This is a genomic window from Pseudoneobacillus rhizolycopersici, from assembly GCF_054786815.1.
The window spans coordinates 218,965-237,410 of record NZ_JBTOOE010000001.1 but is presented as its reverse complement, the minus strand read 5'-3'; the positions used below and the strand labels follow the sequence as shown (position 1 = coordinate 237,410).

Below are 18,446 nucleotides of genomic sequence, written 5' to 3'. Positions count from 1 at the left end.
GTTATTGATGGTCTTGTGCACTAGCTTCGTCTTTTATTTCTGCACGCATGGCATCGATGCTTTCTCGACGTCTTTCATTTTTAGCCTGGATTTGAGAGCGATGTGTATCGTCGTTTGCAAATGCTAACGATTCTTCCGCTTCCTCCATATTTTCAATCGTATTTTGAATCATCGATTGCAGTTTTTCAACATTATCGGAACGATCATCTGGTTTTGGTTTGTTTTGATAGGCCATTTTTCTTTCCTCCCTAAAGCAATTGTTTTGGTACAAAAATAGTATGTGATAAAATACAAATTAAAAATCAATTAATATTTTCATTTTTAAAGAAATAAAATAAAAAACTCACTGTGCAATGGACCAGTGAGTTTTTATATTTATTATTCACCTTTTGTTTGAATCACTTGAGCGTGCTCTCCAGAGGTATCTTGCATTGTCTTTCCTTTGTTTCCACCAAAACCTCTAGATTGTGTCCCAATATGATTAGGTTTAAAGCGTTTTGGATGTTGCCCTTTCATATTACCCATGGTATATCCCTCCTCAAGTAAAAGTATTTCCACTTAGGAGTTCAAACATGATTGGTATAGTTTGGCTACTCAGCCTTTCCTAAACGCCTTTCTTCTAATCTTTCTTCAATTTTGTCTAAGGCATCGCGATCTTTCATTAATTGACGTTTATTCTCTAACACAAGCTCCTCAAATGAACGTTTTCTTGGTTTTCTCATGGTTGTTCACCTTCCTTATACCTTATGATATTGGCTATTATGCCCGGAAACACGTTTAATTATTACAACTTTTAGAAAATTTAATAAGAAAAGCGCAAGCACAAAAAAGAACTTAACCGAAAGTTAAGTTCCTATAAGCTCATTTTAATTGTGATACATATTTTTTCATGTGATCATAAGTCATGCCACCAATATGTTTTTGCTTAATGACTCCTTTCGTATCAATAAAAAAGGTTGTTGGGATGGAAATAACTTGATAGATAGTGTTTACCTGATCCGTTTCATCCAATGGTATGGGAAAAGTAATCCCCATTTCTTCAACGAATCCTTGTACATTCAATTGCGGGTCAATATTAACGGCAAGTATTGTAACGTCATTATCCTTCTCTTCATGGAATTTTTGCATCGCTGGCATTTCTTCTTTACATGGTGGACACCATGTTGCCCAAAAGTTTAACATGACTTTTTGGCCCTTTAATTCAGAAAGCTTAACCGTTTTTCCATCTAATGTTTTTAGTTCAAAATCAGGTGCCTCGTTCCCTATTTCAATTCCGATCTTTCCTGAATCGGCAGAGGTACTTTCAGTTCCATCCTTCCCCATTGCTTGAACGATTGCTACAGTAAATAAGACAATTAGCAATACTGCAGCCAGTACTTTTTTAATCATTGGTGAAATCCCCCTAAATGATTGTTGGCTAGTATTCATTTACCCTATATTAACAAGGAATATGTCATTTGGACAATGGAATCAACTCGATAATTGTGACGATTTTCTAACATATTATCAAGTATAAACATTTCGTTTTTGTAAAGCAAAAAAGGACTAATGATTAGTCCTTTTTTATGAAAACTAAAAAAGCTTTATTATCGCTTGTGTTACTTTTTCAACAATTAAGTTGATATCATTCTCTGATAAGCTTCTTTCTAGTGGTGGTGTCACCTTTTGGGCTACATGGTTAGGGGTTTCAACACCCTTGGGTGATTCACCCGTTTTTCCTAATTGCCGTTTTATTTGGAGTAATCGCTCGACATTTTGAATGGAAAGTTCACGGTCTCCATTCATTTGTCGAGCAATCCAATTAATCTTAGCACAAAACTCTAACGATTCCATTAAGAAATACGCCTGGTCAAGTGTTTCAGCCCAAGTTAAGGCTCCATGATTTTCTAATAGCACGCCGTTATGATTGTGGATGTATGGACTGATTGCATTAGGAATTTCGTCCGTCGATGGAGTACCATAGGCAGCAATGGGTATCGTCCCCAAAGTTACAATTGTTTCCGGCATAGTTGCTTGATCTAACGGGATTCCACTGATAGCAAAGGCGGTTGCAAAAGGTGGGTGTACATGCACAACAGAACGGATTTCTGGCCTTTCTTGGTAAACTCGTAAGTGCATTTTAATTTCTGAGGTTGGCTGACGCTCCCCTTCTAATAAATTTCCTTTACCATCCACTTTAATCAGCATTTCAGGAGTCATGTAACCTTTGCTTACCCCTGTTGGCGTAACAATAAAGACATCTTCATCAATGCGAACGGAAATATTACCGTCATTAGATGCGACAAAACCTTTTTCATACACCCTTCTGCCAATTTCACAAATTTGCGTTTTTAACTTTAATTCCGAAATCATCAATGTCCCTCTTTCGAACTTTATTGAAATAACGTAGAAAGTTCCTCTTGATAATTGCCTTTGATAATGCCTTTTTCGGTAATAATCGCAGTAATGAATTCAGCTGGAGTAACATCAAATGCTGGATTATATACTTTGACACCACTTGGGGCAGTTACTGTACCGAATCCTTCCGTTATTTCTGCTGCATGCCGTTCTTCAATCGGAATATCCTTGCCTGTTTTTGTAGATAAATCAATTGTAGATATTGGTGCTGCTACATAAAACGGGATGTGATGTGCCTTAGCAAGAAGAGCCACTCCGTAAGTTCCGATTTTATTAGCCACGTCGCCATTTGCAGCCACTCGATCACAACCGACTATTACAGCTTGTACCCAACCTTTACTCATAACCATGGCTGCCATACTATCGGTAATAAGGGTAACATCTATGCCTGCTTGCTGTAACTCCCAAGCTGTTAAACGGGCTCCTTGAAGGAGAGGTCTGGTTTCATCAGCAAACACCTTGATATTCCAGCCTCTTTCTTTGGCTAAATACATTGGCGCTAATGCTGTACCATACTTAGCTGTCGCGATTCCTCCAGCGTTACAATGGGTTAGAACACCGATTCCATCATGAAAAAGAGTTAAAGCGTGCTCACCTATAGAACGGCATACTTCTTCATCTTCTTTTCGAATCAAATGTGCCTCTTCCTCTAGTGCCAGTTTGATTTTTTCAATAGGCTGGTGTTTTTCTTTTAGAGCCCGCTCATTCATCCGATTTAACGCCCAAAATAAATTAACAGCGGTTGGTCTGGAAGAAGCAAGATAATCAGAATGCTGTCGGAATTCTCGGTAAAAGGCATCAAAGTTTTCTTCGCTGGCATTTTGGATGCCTAAAAGTAATCCGTAGGAGGCTGCAATCCCAATGGCAGGTGCCCCACGCACTTTTAACTGTTTAATGGCCTCCCATGCATCTTCAATCTTTTCTATGTTTATAAATTCAGTAATATTTGGTAATTTTGTTTGATCTAAAATAGTCATAATTCCATTTTCAAAGGAAACGGATGATAAAAATGTATCAGTCATAACAAACGGATCTCCCCTCTAAGACTTCTCAATATTCTTGCTCATTTTAACATGAAATATTTTTTTGAGAAATGATTTAAGTTAAGAATTCCTTTTTAGCTTTAAGCAAATCTTTAAACTGACTGTCTAACAATTGATAAGCCGGGTCTGTAGGAGTAAGTAAACTAATTTCCCCTAATATTTGACTGATTCTGTTTTCAATTACCATTAGATCAAGATTCTTTTGATTATTTTCTTTGTCATGATTCTCCGGATTTAGATATTCGTTTAAAGTTTTTTCGACTCTTTTGATTTGCTTATTTTCAAATATAAGCAGCGTATCACATATTCTGTTAATAAAATAATAATCATGCGAAACGGTGATAATCGTTCCGGTAAAATCCTTTAAGGTGTTTTCAAGTTGCTCGCGGCTCGGAAGGTCAAGGTGATTTGTCGGCTCATCAAGGATTAAAATATCATAATCTTTGATAAGCATATCGACCAGTTTGATTCTAATCCTTTGTCCTAAACTTAATGCCGCAATTCTTTTTTCTGAAATATCTCTTTGTAACCCAATGTTTGCTATATAGGTTCGAACGAGTTGGATTTGATCACGTGTTAGGGAACCGAATGTTTCCATAACGGTTTTTGCTGGATCCAAATCAAGGATTTCCTGACTCAGATAAGCTATTCTTAATGTTTTTCCTGTCCAAATTTCCCCGACTGTCGGCTCTTCTAATCCTAGAATCATTTTAATGAAGGTTGTTTTACCACAGCCATTTGGTCCAACAATTCCGACCTTTTCACCATGTTTAATATAAAAATGACTCTGCTGGATTAAGGGATGGTTATCAAACGATTTTTCAAGATTTTTACACTCTAATACACGTTTTCCTCTTTTTCCATCTAGCTTAAATTGGAAACCGAGCTCTGGTTCATCTTTGGGTTTGGTCAATTTATTGCGGTCCAACTCTTTTTCGAGCCTTTTCATCTTAGAGCTGATTTGTTGATCCATTTTTTTCGCTTTCTTACGATGGTATTCTTTAAAACCGATTTGTCTTCTTTCGGAAGGTGAACCTTGTTTCGTAGAATCACGATGGGCTTTTTCAGACCATTGATTTAAGCGTTCCATCTGAGCTTCAATTTTTTGTTTATATTTTTGTTGTTCAAGAAATTGATGAAGTTGAATTTCTTTTCTTCTTTCTTTTTCCTTTTGATAGTTACTGTAATTTCCAGGATACTGAAACAGGTTTCCGTCTTCAAGCTCGTATATCATACTAGTGGTCTGATCTAAAAAGTAACGATCATGGGAAATCACCAATACGGGTCCTTTAAATTTTTTAAGTTCTTCTATGAGCCAATTTATCCCTTGTAAGTCGAGATGGTTCGTCGGTTCATCGAGAATTAATAGATTGGGTCCATGGTTCCAAATTTGAGCCAGTACGAGCTTTAACCGTTCACCGCCACTGAGATGCTGATACATTTTATTAGTCCATTGGTTAACCTTTCTCAATCCTAAGTGACTGGCAACAGCATAGAATTCTTGGTTATCACCATCATATTGTCCCTTTTGATAATCAAGCGTCTCATAATCAATTGTTTGCGATAAATAGCCCATTTTAACCGATTGAAAGAACTCAACAGTACCGGAGTCAGCTTTTAGTTTACCGGTAATAATATTTGCTAAAGTAGTTTTTCCTGTCCCATTATAGCCAACTAAGCCGATTCGATCATTTGCCTTTATTTCAAAATTAATATCCTTAAAAATTTCTTTTTCACCAAAACTCTTCTGAATATGCTTTACTCTTATAACAGTCATATATGTCACCTCAAAATAGAAAAATAAAAAACCTCTTCAGGAACCTGAAGAGGTTTAGTTAGCCATCATTTTTGGTGTACGCAAATAAGAGCGGTTTAGGCAAAGAGTTACCTACATCGCTGACTGATTGGGTATGACAAAAAGGGCAGACTAATCCTATTTTTCATGTTCCTGAAAGTTCGATTATTCGAATTTCATCTGAAAAATAAGATTATAACTTCATTCCCCTAATTCATCCCTTTCGATAAGCTACTATGAGTATAATTTTTCCATGTAAAAATGTCAATGAAAAAACCGCCCAGTGTAGTATATTGGGCGGCGGCATCATATCTTAAGCCTTTAATTTTTCACGAAGTACCATTGGTAGGATACCACCATGGCGGTAGTAGTCGATTTCTACTTCAGAGTCAAAACGTACAAGAACTTCGAATTCCTTCTTGTTGCCATTTTCGTCTGTAGCAGTCACCTTTAGAAGATCACGAGGTCTAACGTTTTCATCAACTTGAACGTCAATCGTTTCTTTACCAGTCAAGCCTAAAGTATCAGCGTTTTCGCCATCCTTGAATTGAAGAGGTAGAACACCCATTAATACAAGGTTTGAACGGTGAATACGCTCGAAGCTTTCAGCAATAACTGTTTTAATACCTAATAGGTTTGTTCCTTTCGCAGCCCAGTCACGAGAAGATCCCATTCCATAGTCTTTACCTGCAAGAACAATTAGACCTGTTCCATCTGCTTTGTATTGCATACAAGCATCATAGATAGATTTCACTTCGCCTGTTGGCCAGTAAGTAGTGTAGCCACCTTCAGTACCAGCAGCGATTTGGTTGCGGATACGGATGTTAGCAAATGTTCCACGCATCATGACTTCGTGGTTACCACGACGAGAACCGTAAGAGTTGAAATCACGTGGTTCTACTCCGTTTTCTAATAGGTACTTACCAGCTGGAGTATTTCTTCCGATTGAACCTGCTGGAGAAATATGGTCCGTTGTGATGGAATCTCCGAATTTAGCAACAACACGAAGTCCTGCTAAAGGCTTAACTTGACCTGGTTCAGCTGATAATCCTTCAAAGAATGGAGGATTTTGAATATAAGTTGATTTTTCATCAAATGTATATAAAGGCTCGTTACTAGTTTTGATTTCGTTCCAGCGCGCATTGTCACCAAATACGTTTTCATATTCTCTACGGAATAATTCTGGAGTTACCGTTTGTTTAACAACCTCAGCAACTTCAGCTGTAGTTGGCCAAATGTCTTTTAGATATACATCGTTACCATTCTTGTCTTTTCCGATTGCATCTTTTTGAAGGTCAATTTGTACATTGCCTGCAAGAGCGTAAGCAACGACTAATGGTGGTGATGCAAGGTAGTTAGCTTTTACAAGCGGGTGAATACGACCCTCAAAGTTACGGTTACCTGAAAGAACAGAAGTTACGAGTAAGTCGCTTTCAGCAACAGCTTTTTCGATTTCTTCTTTTAATGGACCGGAGTTACCGATACATGTAGTACAACCATAACCTACTAGGTTGAAACCTAATTGCTCAAGGTATGGAAGTAATCCGGAATCACGTAGGTATCCTGTAACTACTTTTGAACCAGGTGCTAAAGAAGTTTTAACAAATTTAGGGACTTCTAGACCAAGTTCTACTGCTTTTTTTGCTACTAAACCTGCACCAACAAGTACATATGGGTTAGATGTATTTGTACAGCTTGTGATAGAAGCGATGGCAACTGCACCAGTTTTCATTGATGTTTGGTCACCGTTATTAAAGTGAACAGTTGTTTCTTTGTTAAGCTCATCAGCATTTAGACCAAAGCCTTGGTTGCCTTGAGGAGCACTAACAGCGTTAACGAAAGATTCTTTCATTTGAGAAAGTGGAATTAAATCTTGTGGACGCTTAGGACCAGAAAGATTTGCTTCAATTTCAGAAAGGTCGATTTCGATAACATTTGTATAGACTGGTTCAATAGATGGATCAAAGAACAAGCCATTTTCTTTGCAATATTGTTCTACAACTTGAACTTGCTCTTCATCACGGCCAGTTAGACGTAAATAGTCTAATGATTCTGCGTCAATTGGGAAGAAGCCGCAAGTTGCACCATATTCAGGAGCCATATTCGCAACAGTTGCACGGTCAGCTAATGGTAAGGAAGAAACTCCAGGTCCGAAGAATTCTACGAATTTACCAACCACACCAGCGCTACGTAATACTTGAGTTACTTTTAATGCTAAGTCAGTAGCAGTCGCACCATTTGGTAGTTCGCCTGTTAATTTAACCCCAACTACTTCAGGTACAGGGAAATAAGATGGTTGTCCAAGCATACCCGCTTCAGCTTCAATACCGCCTACACCCCAACCTAGAACACCGATACCGTTAATCATTGTTGTATGTGAGTCAGTACCTACTAATGTATCTGGGTATGCTTCAAGTTCACCTTCAGCGTTTTCTTGAACATGAACAACGTCAGCAAGGAATTCTAAGTTTACTTGGTGAACGATACCAGTTGCTGGTGGAACGGCACGGTAGTTATTAAACGCTTTTTGTGCCCAGCTAAGGAATTGGTAGCGCTCTGCATTACGTTCAAACTCAAGAACCATGTTTGCTTCAAGAGAGTCAGCCGTTCCATATTGATCAACCTGTACGGAGTGGTCGATAACTAGGTCGACTGTTTTTTCTGGGTTGATTTTATCAGGGTCTCCACCCATATCGGCCATTGCTTTACGCATAGAAGCAAGGTCTACCACCGCTGGTACACCAGTAAAGTCTTGAAGGATAACACGTGAAGGTTTAAATGGTACATCCACTTCCTTCACATCGCTTGTTCCCCATTTTGCTAAGTTTTCAACATGTTCTTTTGTAATGACACGTCCATCGTGTTGGCGAAGTACGGATTCAAGAAGAACTTTAATGGAATAAGGTAATTTGGAAACATTTTTGATTCCGGCATCTTCCAATGCAGCTAATTTGTAATAATGATAGTTTTTGCCGTTTAGTTCAAAAGAACTGCGTGCGTTAAAAACATCTTTTGACATTTTCTTACCCCCTTGTCAATTTCAACAAACCTAAATAATAGATTGAAAAGTATGAATCTCCATAGTCCATCCCTACTTTTCTTACAATTCTTATCTTAATACAGCCATATACATAAGTAAATAACAAGAATGTTATAGAAGTTAATAAGTTTTTCTAATTACTAATGAAGGAAATCTAGCTGTATCAAGCATGAATGTGACTTCTACATATGAATGATTTAAGGAAAACCATTTTTGTAAAAAAACATTCCCTATCTATTATTGAAAATATGACAAAAGAAAGCAAATTTTTTTACTTGTAAGGGTAAAACTATTGAAGAAAAGGGGGTGTAAGTCAAATGGGTAATCGTAAAGCGAATCATGTGATTCCCGGTGCAAACGCAGCAAGTGCTCAAGGAATGGGAGCCGGATATAACGAAGAGTTTTCAAACGAACCATTAACAGAGGCTCAAAAACAGAATAATAAAAAGCGTAAGAAGAATCAATAAGAGATGGTCCCTATTTATTAGGGGCTTTTTTAAATGAAAAAACCCCACCATTGGTGGGGGATTGACTATTCAAGATTTACTTCATTAACCATTTGTTGGAGATCTTGCTGGAATTGTTCTAATTGTGCTCTTTGGTGTTCAGAAGCCACTACTAAAGCACTTTCAATTTGTTGGTATGCCTCGTTTACTTCTTTTTGTAAATGCTTTAATTGATGCCCGTAACTAGCACTATCCCGAACGATATCACGATAAAGTTCTTTGGCATCCCCTACTCCCTTTTGCGCTGCTTGAAATGCTTGCTGTTTATTTTTATTGTATGGCATTTTATTTCACTCCTTGTGGTCGTTTGTAAATTTAAATTGCGCAGTGCTACAAAAATTATTCAACATTTTAAATGAGAATAAAAAAACGTCCACTTTGCATCCTAAACATTAGGAGGGATGAACCATGACCAATAAAAACGATAGCAAAGATATGCGTAAGAATGCACCAAAACAATCGGGACAGCCTGAACCACTGAGTGGATCGAAAAAAGTAAAGAATCGTAATCATACGCGCCAAAAACATAACTCAAGTCATGACATGTAGATTCTAAGGCGGAAGCTACAGACATATTAAGGCTGTAGCTTCCCTTTTCCTATTTCGAGTAAAGCCTGTACAATAAATGATTCTTCTTCAGGTTCTACTGTTCTTAAATCAATCAAGATTTCGTCATTTTGGATTCTTGTAACAATTGCCGGGAGGAATTCGGTTCGTAATTTTTGAGATAACGTTGCTGCTGACATGGTTTCATGTCTAATGGCAAGTAATACAGTTGGTAGTTGTACTTCGGGCATTGTTCCTCCGCCTACCTGACTAAAGTCATCTAATAACGAAATGTGATAGTCTTGGGTGTATTTTTTTAGTTGACTCACCAAGGCTTGTGACCGACTGTTAATTTCTGCTTTTGACCACATCATATCACGAAAAGTTGGAATGCTCTTTCTGCCCTTGTCCCCTTTTATGTAATCGATTAAGGTTCCCTCTAAACCAGCTAAAGTCATTTTATCAACACGAAGAACGCGAGCCAGTTGGTGTTTCTTTAACTTTTCAATGAGCGTTTTCTTTCCGGCAATTATTCCTGCCTGTGGTCCGCCTAATAGTTTATCGCCACTAAATGAAACAAGATCCGCCCCCATTTCCAAGACCTTTTTGACTACAGGTTCGTCTCCGATTCCATGTTGGTGAAAATCATAAAGGACTCCGCTCCCTAAATCCTCGTAAAAGATAATTTCATGATGTTGTGAAGTCAAGTTAGCCAATTCTTTCGTGTCTACTGTTTTCGTAAAACCAATGGTCTTAAAATTAGATGTATGCACTTTTAAAATCATTCGAGTGTTCTCGTTAATTGCCTTTTCATAATCATATAAGTGTGTCTTATTAGTTGTTCCGACTTCTACTAATTTTGCTCCGCTTTCCTCCATAATCGAAGAAATTCGAAATGAACCACCGATTTCGACTAATTGGCCACGCGAGACGATAACCTCTTTTCCTACTGACAAAGCTCTTAAAATCAGGAAAACAGCGGATGCGTTATTATTAACGATCATTGCCGCCTCTGCACCGGTTATTCTCTTGACTAAATCCTCAACATGAGTATGCCTAGATCCACGTTCTCCTTCTGCTAAGCGATATTCTAAATTTGAATAATTCCTAGCTGTTTCTATGACGTGCTGGATGGCGTTTTCACTTAGTCTTGCACGACCTAAATTTGTATGTAAAATGGTACCTGTCGCATTAATAACCCGCTTTAAAGTGTAAGTATATTGTTGGCTTACTTTTTCTGTTAGTAGCTTAAAAACTTCTTCTGTAAATTCTCCTAAAGAAGGATTTGGACCAGACCAAGCATTCATTAACAGTTGGTTGCGAATCCCCTCTAAAATCGTCCGAAGTTGAGCCGTTAATTCCGTATCATCTATTTCTGTAGAAAAAAGAAGCTCTTGATATAAATGATGCGATTTCAATTCATGGACTGCTGGAATGAAACGAAGCCATTCTTTCACACACAAAACTCCCTTAAACGAAATTCAACAACAGTATATCACATATAGCCCACTTTAACACTTGAAGCATGTACAAGCATTTAATGTCACCATAAGTTCGTAAATAATGTAGGAATTGTACCCAGATGAATAAAAACACCAAAGCACTATATTGCTTCGGTGTTTTCGTAGTTAGACTTGCTTTAAAGGGTTAAAGTGATTGTATTTTTTGGATCATTTCTTGTGTGTTTGGGAATAGCCCCGTATCTTTTTTTGAATAGATCTTATTTCCGTTGACGATGACTTCAAATGCTCCTCCTGAGCTTGGGACTAGGTCTAGCTTTGGAATGTTGTGACGGAAATGATTGAATAATTCTTGCGCGAAACTCGCGGCTTTTGGTGCGTAGTTTCACTGCATACAGAATTCAACTGTTACTTCGTATTTACTCATATTTCCACTCCTATTTCTAAATTTAACGAATATTCAAAACTTGTGAATCATGGATATTTTAGTACAAGAATAATTTTCCCGCAAATAATCTGCTTTATAATAGCTGAAAAGTTAAGATAATAGAGGTATACTAGTGGATGGAGGTGGAATGGATGAGTGAACAAGATAAAATTCGCCTAACTTCGCTATCTACAAAAGCTGGTTGAGGCTGTAAAATAGGTCCAGAAGACCTGGCGCAAGTTTTGCGTCTTTTACCAAAACAAGACCCGGTACCAGAATTACTTGTTGGTCATGAAACTTCGGATGATGCGGGTGTCTATCAATTAACGGATTCAATTGCCTTAATACAAACTTTAGACTACTTTACCCCGATTGTTGACGATCCATATATGTTTGGACAAATTGCTGCGGCCAATGCCTTAAGTGATGTATATGCAATGGGCGGTGAACCGAAAACGGTTCTAAACATAGTCGGTTATCCTATTAAAAAGCTAGGCTCTGAAATATTAGCTCAAATTTTGACTGGAGCGTCAGATAAGGTTAAAGAAGCTGGTGCACTTACCATCGGAGGGCATTCGATAGATGATCAGGAACCAAAATTTGGCCTATCGGTAACAGGAGTTGTTCATCCAAGTAAAGTTTGGAAAAATGTTGGTGCTATTCCTGGTGATGTACTTGTTCTTACTAAACCTATTGGAGTAGGGATATTAACGACGGGAATAAAACGTGGCGTTGTAACGCCTGAACAGGAAGAAATCGTCACTGCCACAATGGCAACACTTAATAAAACCGCAGCAGAGCATTTAAAAAAATATCAACCACATGCTGTTACTGATGTAACAGGGTTTGGGCTACTCGGTCATGGAAGTGAAATGGCTAGTGGTAGTGATGTTAGCTTAGAAATTAATTTTGAAAAAGTTCCCGTTTTAGATGGTACATACGAACTGGCGAAAAATGGTGTCGTACCAGGCGGTTCCAAGTCTAATTTAAAATGGCTAGAAAATGACATTGATTTTGGGACCTTTTCTCAAGAAGAGAAATTAATATTATGTGATGCCATTACATCGGGTGGATTACTAGTCTCTTTAACTGAATTCGACGCCATTCAATATGTTAAGGAGCTCCGAGAAAATGGTTTAGCCTATGCGGCGATTATTGGAAAAGTACACGAAAAGCGAGATAAATTAATTTCTGTAATATAAAAAAGTCCTAAGATTTCTTAGGACTTTTTTGCTGGCTTATTTCAGTTTAATCGCTAATTTCTCAAGCATGTCCTTCGTCATTTTGGCTAAGTCGTACTCCGCCTTAAAGCCCCATTCTTCTCTAGCTGCTGTAGCATCAATCGAATTTGGCCAGCTGTCGGCAATTCCTTGACGAATCGGGTCAACATCATAAGACATTTCGAAGTTTGGTACATGCTTTTTGATTTCAGCGGCAATTTCTTCCGGATCAAAACTCATTGCCGTTACGTTAAAGGAGTTTCGATGTTTTAACTTACTTGAATCTGCTTCCATTAAATCGACAATCGCATTTAATGCATCAGGCATATACATCATATCCATATAAGTACCTTTTGCAATGTAAGAGGTGTATTGGCCAGTTTTTATTGCTTCATAATAAATATCGACAGCATAATCGGTTGTTCCCCCACCCGCTGGTGTCACATAAGAAATGAGTCCAGGAAAACGCAATCCGCGAGTATCGACACCAAACTTATAATAATAATAATCGGCTAATAACTCCCCCGCTACTTTATTAACCCCATACATCGTTGTGGGGCGTTGAATCGTATCCTGTGGTGTATTGTCCTTTGGAGTTGTTGGACCAAAGGCACCGATCGAACTTGGAGTGAAAAATTGGCAATTTAATTCACGAGCTGTTTCAAGGGCATTCATCAATCCACCCATGTTTAAATTCCATGCAAATACTGGCTTGGCTTCAGCAGTTGCTGATAAAAGAGCAGCCATATGAATAATTGTATCCACTTGATATTTTTTGGCTAACTCGATCATTTTTTGACCATCCATCACATCTAAAATTTCAAATGGCCCGTTATTAGCCGCTTCACTTTCCGTTTTGCGAATGTCTGTCGCCACGACATTATCGGTGCCATAAATGTTGCGCAGTGTTCCCGTTAGTTCCGATCCGATTTGTCCAAGTGCTCCCGTAATTAAAATCTTTTTCATATATATCCTCCAATGAAAGTATCTCTAAGTTTGTCCAATGACTAAATAATACCTAATTCTTTACCAACTTTTTCATAAATCGCAATGGCTTGATCAAGCATTTCTTTCGTATGCGCTGCTGAAGGCATGTTGCGAACCCGTCCTGTCCCCTGTGGTACGGTTGGGAATACAATTGATTTGGCATAGACACCTTCTTCATATAAACGCTTACTAAATTGTTGTGTTTTTACTTCCTCCCCAATAATACAAGGAGTAATCGGTGTTTCACTATCCCCGATATCAAAACCTAACTCCTTTAGGCCCTTCTTAAGATAGTTTCCGTTTTCCCATAAGCGTTCATTTAATTCCGTGCTTTCCATTAGGATTTCAATGGAACGGATACTTGCGGCAACATCCGCTGGTGTTAACGAAGTAGAAAATAAGAATGGACGGCTACGAACCTTTAGCCAATCGATGAGATCTTTTTTACCGGCAACATAACCGCCAACGACCCCAATTGCCTTTGATAAAGTTCCGATTTGGAAATCAACCTTATCTTGTAAGCCAAAATGTTTTACCGTTCCTGCCCCTTTACCCAATACACCAGAGCCGTGAGCATCATCAACATAAGTAATCAGGTCAAATTCCTCAGCAATTTCGATGATTTCTGGAAGTTTTGCCACATCTCCATCCATTGAAAAAACACCGTCAGTAATGACCATGATTTTATTATAAAGACCGGATTCCTTTGCTTCCTTCGCTTTTGCACGTAAATCCTCCATATCGGAATGGTTAAAACGAATAATTTTAGCTCTAGATAATCGGCAACCGTCAATAATCGAGGCATGGTTTAATTCATCAGACAAAATAGCGTCGTTTTTATCCATTACAGCACTAATGGCTGCCATATTACAGTTGAACCCGGATTGGTAAGCGATCGCAGCTTCGGTATGTTTAAATTCTGCCAATTTTTCTTCTAATTTTGTATGTAACTCAAGTGTCCCGTTAATCGTTCGTACTGCTCCAGCTCCGACCCCATACTTGTCAATGGCTTCTTTAGAAACAGCCTTCAATCTGTCGTCAGTGGCTAGTCCAAGATAATTATTTGACGAAAGGTTGATTAATTCCCTTCCTTTAATTTTGATCATAGGTCCATTTGGACTTTCAAGTGGATCGATGATGTTATATAGACCCTTACTTTTTAAATCCTCTAGGTTTTCCGTTAAAAATTGATTGAGAATCTGACTTGACATGGAAATCCCCCTTAGTTTTTACTTAATGTCATTTTGTGAAAAACAATTGTACGTGTAGGGAGGACAAGTGAAATCGCTTTCTTCCCTTATGTATCAATGGTTTTAATAAATATAATGTAACATATTTTTTGAAATTGTCCATTTGTTGTGGACAAATAATATAGATATTTATTTTAAAATAAGCATTATGTCTCTTTTATGTTTTTTCCTATTATACAAAGATTATCCTTCCCTTATATGATTTAAGAATTGGCAGTGAAAATGACTAGTTTTCTCTTCTCTCATTTAGTATGATGATTAGATGAATTATTCTACTTGTGTTGATAGACCGCTTAATAGAATAAGTGGTGGTGGAAGATTATAGACCCCCTATACACTATAAGGGGGTTATTCTTTTTTAACAGATTTGTAACATCTAAATGTTAATAATCTGTTAAAACTTATCATAAAACCACTTCTATCATGTAGAATAATTTAAGTGTATATTTGATGAATGGGGGTTAGCCTAGTGAAAAAATGGCTAATAAGTATTTTGAGCATTATGATAGCAATCGGTTTAGTCGGTTGCTCTCAAAAGAATGAAAAGGATCAAACTAATGATTCCAAGAGACAAACGTTTAATATCGGAATGATTCCTGATCAAAATGTGGCTGATTTGAATCGTTCTATGGATAATTTTGCGGCATTTTTATCTGAAAAAACGAATTTAGAAGTAAAATTTGTCCCATCGGTCGATTATTCGGCATTAGTTACCGCTTTTGAGCGTGGTGAAATTCAATTAGCTTGGTTCGGTGGGTTAACAGGTGTTCAAGCACGGAACCTAGTACCCGAAGCGGAAGCCATTGCTCAACGGCCGATTGACGAAAAATTTAAATCTGTTTTTATTAAACAAAAAGGGTTAGCTATTGATAATCTTTCTGATTTAAAAGGTAAAAGTTTTACGTTTGGAAGTGAAAGCTCCACTTCTGGTCATTTAATGCCACGCTACTTTTTAATGGAAGAAGGTATCAATCCCGACCAGGATTTAAAAGGCAAACCTAATTTCTCCGGTTCACATGATACTACCTATAAGCTAGTGGAATCAGGTGCATACCAAGCAGGTGCTTTGAATATTTCCGTTTGGGAAAAAGCTGTGAGTGAAGGGAAAGTAGATAAGGAAAAAGTGGAGGTTTTCTACACAACTCCTGAATATTATGATTATAATTGGACGATGAATAAAGATATTGATGATCAATTCGGGTCAGGTACAAGCGACAAGGTGAAAGATACACTATTAAATATGACAGGTGCTGACAGCGAAGTCATGACCCTATTGCAAGCTGACCGATTTATCGAAACGAATAATGCTAATTATGAAGCGATTGAACAGGTTGCGAAACAGTTGGGGATCATAAAATAGAAGGTGATCGAATCGATGACTATCCTTTTAGAGGTAAAGAATTTAAGCAAAACCTTTCCAGGGAAGATATCCTTATCTTCCCTTTCTTTTACAATCAAACAAGGTGAAAAGGTTGCGATTATCGGTCCAAGTGGCGCCGGGAAAACAACCCTTTTTAATTTATTTATCGGTTGCTTATCAGCAGATAAAGGCACGATAACGATTGGCAATCACCCGATTGTTTATTGGAAAAAACATCGTAAGCTGGCGAATAAAATAGGGATTATCCGACAGCAATTTGACTTGGTTGATCCATTACCTGTCATTCAAAATGTGTTGGCAGGACGCTTAAAGGATTGGGGGTTATTCAAATCGGCATGGTCCCTAATCTATCCGCAAGAAAAGCACCTTGCCATAGAGGCATTACGTCGAGTTGGCTTGGAGGATAAATTACATGCCCGTACATCCACCCTTTCCGGAGGAGAACAACAACGTGTGGCGTTAGCACGACTGCTAGTCCAAAAGCCGGAAATTATTTTGGCCGATGAACCTGTTTCCTCGTTGGACCCAGCTCGTTCTGAAGCGGTTTTAAAAATGTTCGTAGATTTAGTGAATGAGGAAAACCAGACATTAATTGCCACTCTCCATTCTGTGGAGTATGCGAAGAAATATTTTACGAGAATCATTGCCTTAAAAAATGGAAGTTTGTATTTTGACTTATCTTCCGAAGAAGTAACGGAAAATAAATTAAAGGATTTATACCGCTTGAAGGAGCTAGATGAAAATGAATGAAATCATCGAGTCTTTTGAACGGAGAAAGCGACTTCTATTAAATATCCTTCTTCTCATAGTTTTTATTTGGAGTTTAACTTCGATTACTTGGAGTGGAGACTTAGTTCACCCTGGTGGCGGGGTTATGATTATGGAAATAGTGAAAAGTATTTTGAAGCCCGATCTGTCGATGGACATTCTATTAATTGCCCTCGAAGCAAGCTGGATCACAATTGTCTATGCGGTAACGGGGATGACCTTGGCAATTCTGTATGGAGGTATTGTCGGGGTATTCGCCACAGGGATTCTCTTTAAGTCCCCTTTGATGAAAAAATTGTCGATAGCCTTTTTCAGAGGATTATTAAGCTTTACCCGTGCGATTCATGAATTGGTTTGGGCTTGGTTATTTGTTGCCTCTTTTGGATTATCGCCATACGCTGCGATTTTTGCCCTTGCGATACCATATGGTGGCATTTTGGGGAGAATTTTTGCTGATGCCATCAATGACGCACCAAATGAGCCGATCGATGCTTTGAAAACAGCTGGGGCCACTGGTTGGCAGTGTTTGTTCTATGGGTATTTTCCCATTGTGTGGAAACATATGTTAAGCTACACTCTTTATCGGTTTGAATGTGCAATTCGATCTTCTACAATCATGAGTTTTGTTGGTTTGGGAGGTCTAGGATATCAGATTCAGCTTTCTCTAGCTGATTTGAAGTTCGATGAGGTTTGGACATTTTTATTTTTTCTCATTTTAATCGTCATTTTGGTAGATGGTTGGAGCACATTATTACGAAAAGGCGAATTAAAGGATTTTAGTACTAGAAGTTTACCCTTTGGTAAAATCTCTGGTTTATCAGTATTTGTTTTAATTGTTGCTTCTTGGTGCTATGTGAAATTTGTTCAAGATGCTTACTTTTTATCATTATTTTCACAGGAAAACCTTGCCTATGCAGCAAAGTTTTTTTCAGGACTGATCGGGTTAAATGAAGCTGAGCCCGCCTTTATAGTATGGGAAAATTGGAAACAAGCAATAGGGTTAACCTGGGAAACTTTCCTCATGAGTATAATGGCCATTGGATTTGCCACGATTGTTGCTCTTCTTTCCGTTATTCCTGCGGCTCGAAACTTCGCTAATGGATCATTGACAGGTTCAACTAATCTTTGGCAATGGCTGGGGTATGGACTGATTCGTGTATTTTATATCTTTTCCCGTGCTGTACCCGAATTAATTTGGGCACTACTTATTGTGTTTATTTTACAACCGGGATTATTAGCCGGTGCATTGGCCTTAGCACTCCATAATTTCGGGATTCTCGGCAAACTTTGCGCGGAGGTCCTTGAAGAAATGGATGAAAAACCCGTCCGGAATTTAGCGGCAGCGGGAGCAGGTAAAGCACAAATGCTGCTATATGGTGTGTTTCCGGCAGTCTGGCCAAAATTCCTATCGTATATTTTCTACCGCTGGGAAGTCATTATGAGAACAACGATTATTGTTGGATTTATTGGTGCAGGTGGGCTTGGACAAGCATTTAAGTTAAGTATGAGTTTTTTCCATTACAGTGATATTACCCTTTTCTTATTTTGTTATTTAATCCTTGTTTTTATGGCAGATTATTTTTCGGAATGGTTTAGGAAGCTAAGTAAATAATAAGCAAAAAACCG

General features: G+C 38.1%; 19 protein-coding genes. 6 read left to right on the top strand and 13 right to left on the bottom strand.

Features of this window, described 5'->3' with window-relative positions; genetic code table 11:
• Position 1 precedes the first annotated feature (1 nt).
• The 8 genes from tlp to acnA all read right to left on the bottom strand — a co-directional run bounded on the left by tlp (position 2) and on the right by acnA (position 8,254).
• On the bottom strand, positions 2 to 235 hold the full coding sequence (gene tlp / locus ACX9YW_RS01280) for a small acid-soluble spore protein Tlp (protein ID WP_460340594.1): 234 nt from the start codon (positions 233 to 235) through the stop codon (positions 2 to 4).
• A gap of 143 nt (positions 236 to 378) precedes the next feature.
• Positions 379 to 516 (bottom strand): acid-soluble spore protein N, encoded by a 138-nt coding sequence (locus ACX9YW_RS01275; protein WP_460341248.1) that lies wholly within the window; start codon positions 514 to 516, stop codon positions 379 to 381.
• Between the two features lie 74 nt (positions 517 to 590).
• Positions 591 to 722: an FbpB family small basic protein gene (locus ACX9YW_RS01270; protein WP_460340592.1), complete on the bottom strand. Its 132-nt coding sequence runs from the start codon at positions 720 to 722 to the stop codon at positions 591 to 593.
• 139 nt (positions 723 to 861) lie between these two features.
• Positions 862 to 1,389: a redoxin domain-containing protein gene (locus ACX9YW_RS01265; protein ID WP_460340589.1), complete on the bottom strand. Its 528-nt coding sequence runs from the start codon at positions 1,387 to 1,389 to the stop codon at positions 862 to 864.
• Between the two features lie 183 nt (positions 1,390 to 1,572).
• Complete coding sequence (locus ACX9YW_RS01260) at positions 1,573 to 2,352, bottom strand: class II aldolase/adducin family protein (protein WP_460340586.1); 780 nt, start codon at positions 2,350 to 2,352, stop codon at positions 1,573 to 1,575.
• Positions 2,353 to 2,372: 20 nt separating this feature from the next.
• Positions 2,373 to 3,419, bottom strand: coding sequence for an S-methyl-5-thioribose-1-phosphate isomerase (gene mtnA, locus ACX9YW_RS01255; protein ID WP_460340584.1), 1,047 nt, complete (start codon positions 3,417 to 3,419; stop codon positions 2,373 to 2,375).
• A 76-nt stretch (positions 3,420 to 3,495) separates the two neighbouring features.
• Positions 3,496 to 5,217 carry a ribosomal protection-like ABC-F family protein gene (abc-f, locus tag ACX9YW_RS01250; RefSeq protein ID WP_460340581.1) on the bottom strand — a complete coding sequence of 574 codons (1,722 nt, stop codon included), beginning with the start codon at positions 5,215 to 5,217 and terminating at the stop codon, positions 3,496 to 3,498.
• Between the two features lie 331 nt (positions 5,218 to 5,548).
• Positions 5,549 to 8,254 carry an aconitate hydratase AcnA gene (gene acnA, locus ACX9YW_RS01245; RefSeq protein WP_460340578.1) on the bottom strand — a complete coding sequence of 902 codons (2,706 nt, stop codon included), beginning with the start codon at positions 8,252 to 8,254 and terminating at the stop codon, positions 5,549 to 5,551.
• 338 nt (positions 8,255 to 8,592) lie between these two features.
• Between acnA and sspO the strand changes: the two genes are divergently transcribed.
• Positions 8,593 to 8,742, top strand: coding sequence for a small acid-soluble spore protein SspO (sspO, locus tag ACX9YW_RS01240; RefSeq protein ID WP_460340575.1), 150 nt, complete (start codon positions 8,593 to 8,595; stop codon positions 8,740 to 8,742).
• A gap of 65 nt (positions 8,743 to 8,807) precedes the next feature.
• Here the strand turns inward: sspO and ACX9YW_RS01235 are convergent, their stop codons facing one another.
• Positions 8,808 to 9,065: a hypothetical protein gene (locus ACX9YW_RS01235; RefSeq protein ID WP_460340572.1), complete on the bottom strand. Its 258-nt coding sequence runs from the start codon at positions 9,063 to 9,065 to the stop codon at positions 8,808 to 8,810.
• A gap of 124 nt (positions 9,066 to 9,189) precedes the next feature.
• On the opposite strand from ACX9YW_RS01235, the gene ACX9YW_RS01230 reads away from it, so the two are divergent.
• Entirely contained in the window at positions 9,190 to 9,330 is a 141-nt protein-coding gene (locus ACX9YW_RS01230) for a small acid-soluble spore protein P (protein WP_460340569.1), read from the top strand.
• A gap of 26 nt (positions 9,331 to 9,356) precedes the next feature.
• Here the strand turns inward: ACX9YW_RS01230 and selA are convergent, their stop codons facing one another.
• Positions 9,357 to 10,784 (bottom strand): L-seryl-tRNA(Sec) selenium transferase, encoded by a 1,428-nt coding sequence (gene selA / locus ACX9YW_RS01225; protein WP_460340566.1) that lies wholly within the window; start codon positions 10,782 to 10,784, stop codon positions 9,357 to 9,359.
• 190 nt (positions 10,785 to 10,974) lie between these two features.
• Positions 10,975 to 11,214 carry an Rdx family protein gene (locus ACX9YW_RS01220; RefSeq protein WP_460340563.1) on the bottom strand — a complete coding sequence of 80 codons (240 nt, stop codon included), beginning with the start codon at positions 11,212 to 11,214 and terminating at the stop codon, positions 10,975 to 10,977.
• 152 nt (positions 11,215 to 11,366) lie between these two features.
• On the opposite strand from ACX9YW_RS01220, the gene selD reads away from it, so the two are divergent.
• Entirely contained in the window at positions 11,367 to 12,416 is a 1,050-nt protein-coding gene (gene selD / locus ACX9YW_RS01215) for a selenide, water dikinase SelD (RefSeq protein WP_460340560.1), read from the top strand.
• A gap of 36 nt (positions 12,417 to 12,452) precedes the next feature.
• Here selD and ACX9YW_RS01210 read toward each other — a convergent pair whose 3' ends face one another.
• Positions 12,453 to 13,400 carry an L-threonine 3-dehydrogenase gene (locus ACX9YW_RS01210; protein WP_460340558.1) on the bottom strand — a complete coding sequence of 316 codons (948 nt, stop codon included), beginning with the start codon at positions 13,398 to 13,400 and terminating at the stop codon, positions 12,453 to 12,455.
• 41 nt (positions 13,401 to 13,441) lie between these two features.
• Complete coding sequence (locus ACX9YW_RS01205; RefSeq protein ID WP_460340555.1) at positions 13,442 to 14,632, bottom strand: glycine C-acetyltransferase; 1,191 nt, start codon at positions 14,630 to 14,632, stop codon at positions 13,442 to 13,444.
• Between the two features lie 508 nt (positions 14,633 to 15,140).
• Here ACX9YW_RS01205 and ACX9YW_RS01200 point away from each other — a divergent pair.
• The 3 genes from ACX9YW_RS01200 to ACX9YW_RS01190 are packed head-to-tail and all read left to right on the top strand — an operon-like array spanning position 15,141 to position 18,432.
• Positions 15,141 to 16,031: a putative selenate ABC transporter substrate-binding protein gene (locus tag ACX9YW_RS01200; protein ID WP_460340552.1), complete on the top strand. Its 891-nt coding sequence runs from the start codon at positions 15,141 to 15,143 to the stop codon at positions 16,029 to 16,031.
• Positions 16,032 to 16,046: 15 nt separating this feature from the next.
• Entirely contained in the window at positions 16,047 to 16,802 is a 756-nt protein-coding gene (locus tag ACX9YW_RS01195; RefSeq protein WP_460340549.1) for a phosphonate ABC transporter ATP-binding protein, read from the top strand.
• On the top strand, positions 16,795 to 18,432 hold the full coding sequence (locus tag ACX9YW_RS01190) for a PhnE/PtxC family ABC transporter permease (RefSeq protein WP_460340546.1): 1,638 nt from the start codon (positions 16,795 to 16,797) through the stop codon (positions 18,430 to 18,432). Before ACX9YW_RS01195 ends, ACX9YW_RS01190 begins: the two co-directional genes overlap by 8 nt.
• The last annotated feature ends 14 nt before the right edge of the window (positions 18,433 to 18,446 follow it).

Excerpts from the sequence above, each read along its gene's own strand:
- ACX9YW_RS01230 (WP_460340569.1), top strand. The coding sequence starts at position 9,190 with ATGACCAATAAAAACGATAGCAAAGATATGCGTAAGAATGCACCAAAA.
- ACX9YW_RS01205 (WP_460340555.1), bottom strand. The coding sequence starts at position 14,632 with ATGTCAAGTCAGATTCTCAATCAATTTTTAACGGAAAACCTAGAGGAT.
- ACX9YW_RS01260 (WP_460340586.1), bottom strand. The coding sequence starts at position 2,352 with ATGATTTCGGAATTAAAGTTAAAAACGCAAATTTGTGAAATTGGCAGA.
- ACX9YW_RS01195 (WP_460340549.1), top strand. The coding sequence starts at position 16,047 with ATGACTATCCTTTTAGAGGTAAAGAATTTAAGCAAAACCTTTCCAGGG.
- tlp (WP_460340594.1), bottom strand. The coding sequence starts at position 235 with ATGGCCTATCAAAACAAACCAAAACCAGATGATCGTTCCGATAATGTT.
- ACX9YW_RS01265 (WP_460340589.1), bottom strand. The coding sequence starts at position 1,389 with ATGATTAAAAAAGTACTGGCTGCAGTATTGCTAATTGTCTTATTTACT.
- ACX9YW_RS01235 (WP_460340572.1), bottom strand. The coding sequence starts at position 9,065 with ATGCCATACAATAAAAATAAACAGCAAGCATTTCAAGCAGCGCAAAAG.
- acnA (WP_460340578.1), bottom strand. The coding sequence starts at position 8,254 with ATGTCAAAAGATGTTTTTAACGCACGCAGTTCTTTTGAACTAAACGGC.
- ACX9YW_RS01210 (WP_460340558.1), bottom strand. The coding sequence starts at position 13,400 with ATGAAAAAGATTTTAATTACGGGAGCACTTGGACAAATCGGATCGGAA.
- ACX9YW_RS01270 (WP_460340592.1), bottom strand. The coding sequence starts at position 722 with ATGAGAAAACCAAGAAAACGTTCATTTGAGGAGCTTGTGTTAGAGAAT.
- ACX9YW_RS01275 (WP_460341248.1), bottom strand. The coding sequence starts at position 516 with ATGAAAGGGCAACATCCAAAACGCTTTAAACCTAATCATATTGGGACA.
- abc-f (WP_460340581.1), bottom strand. The coding sequence starts at position 5,217 with ATGACTGTTATAAGAGTAAAGCATATTCAGAAGAGTTTTGGTGAAAAA.
- ACX9YW_RS01190 (WP_460340546.1), top strand. The coding sequence starts at position 16,795 with ATGAATGAAATCATCGAGTCTTTTGAACGGAGAAAGCGACTTCTATTA.
- sspO (WP_460340575.1), top strand. The coding sequence starts at position 8,593 with ATGGGTAATCGTAAAGCGAATCATGTGATTCCCGGTGCAAACGCAGCA.
- mtnA (WP_460340584.1), bottom strand. The coding sequence starts at position 3,419 with ATGACTGATACATTTTTATCATCCGTTTCCTTTGAAAATGGAATTATG.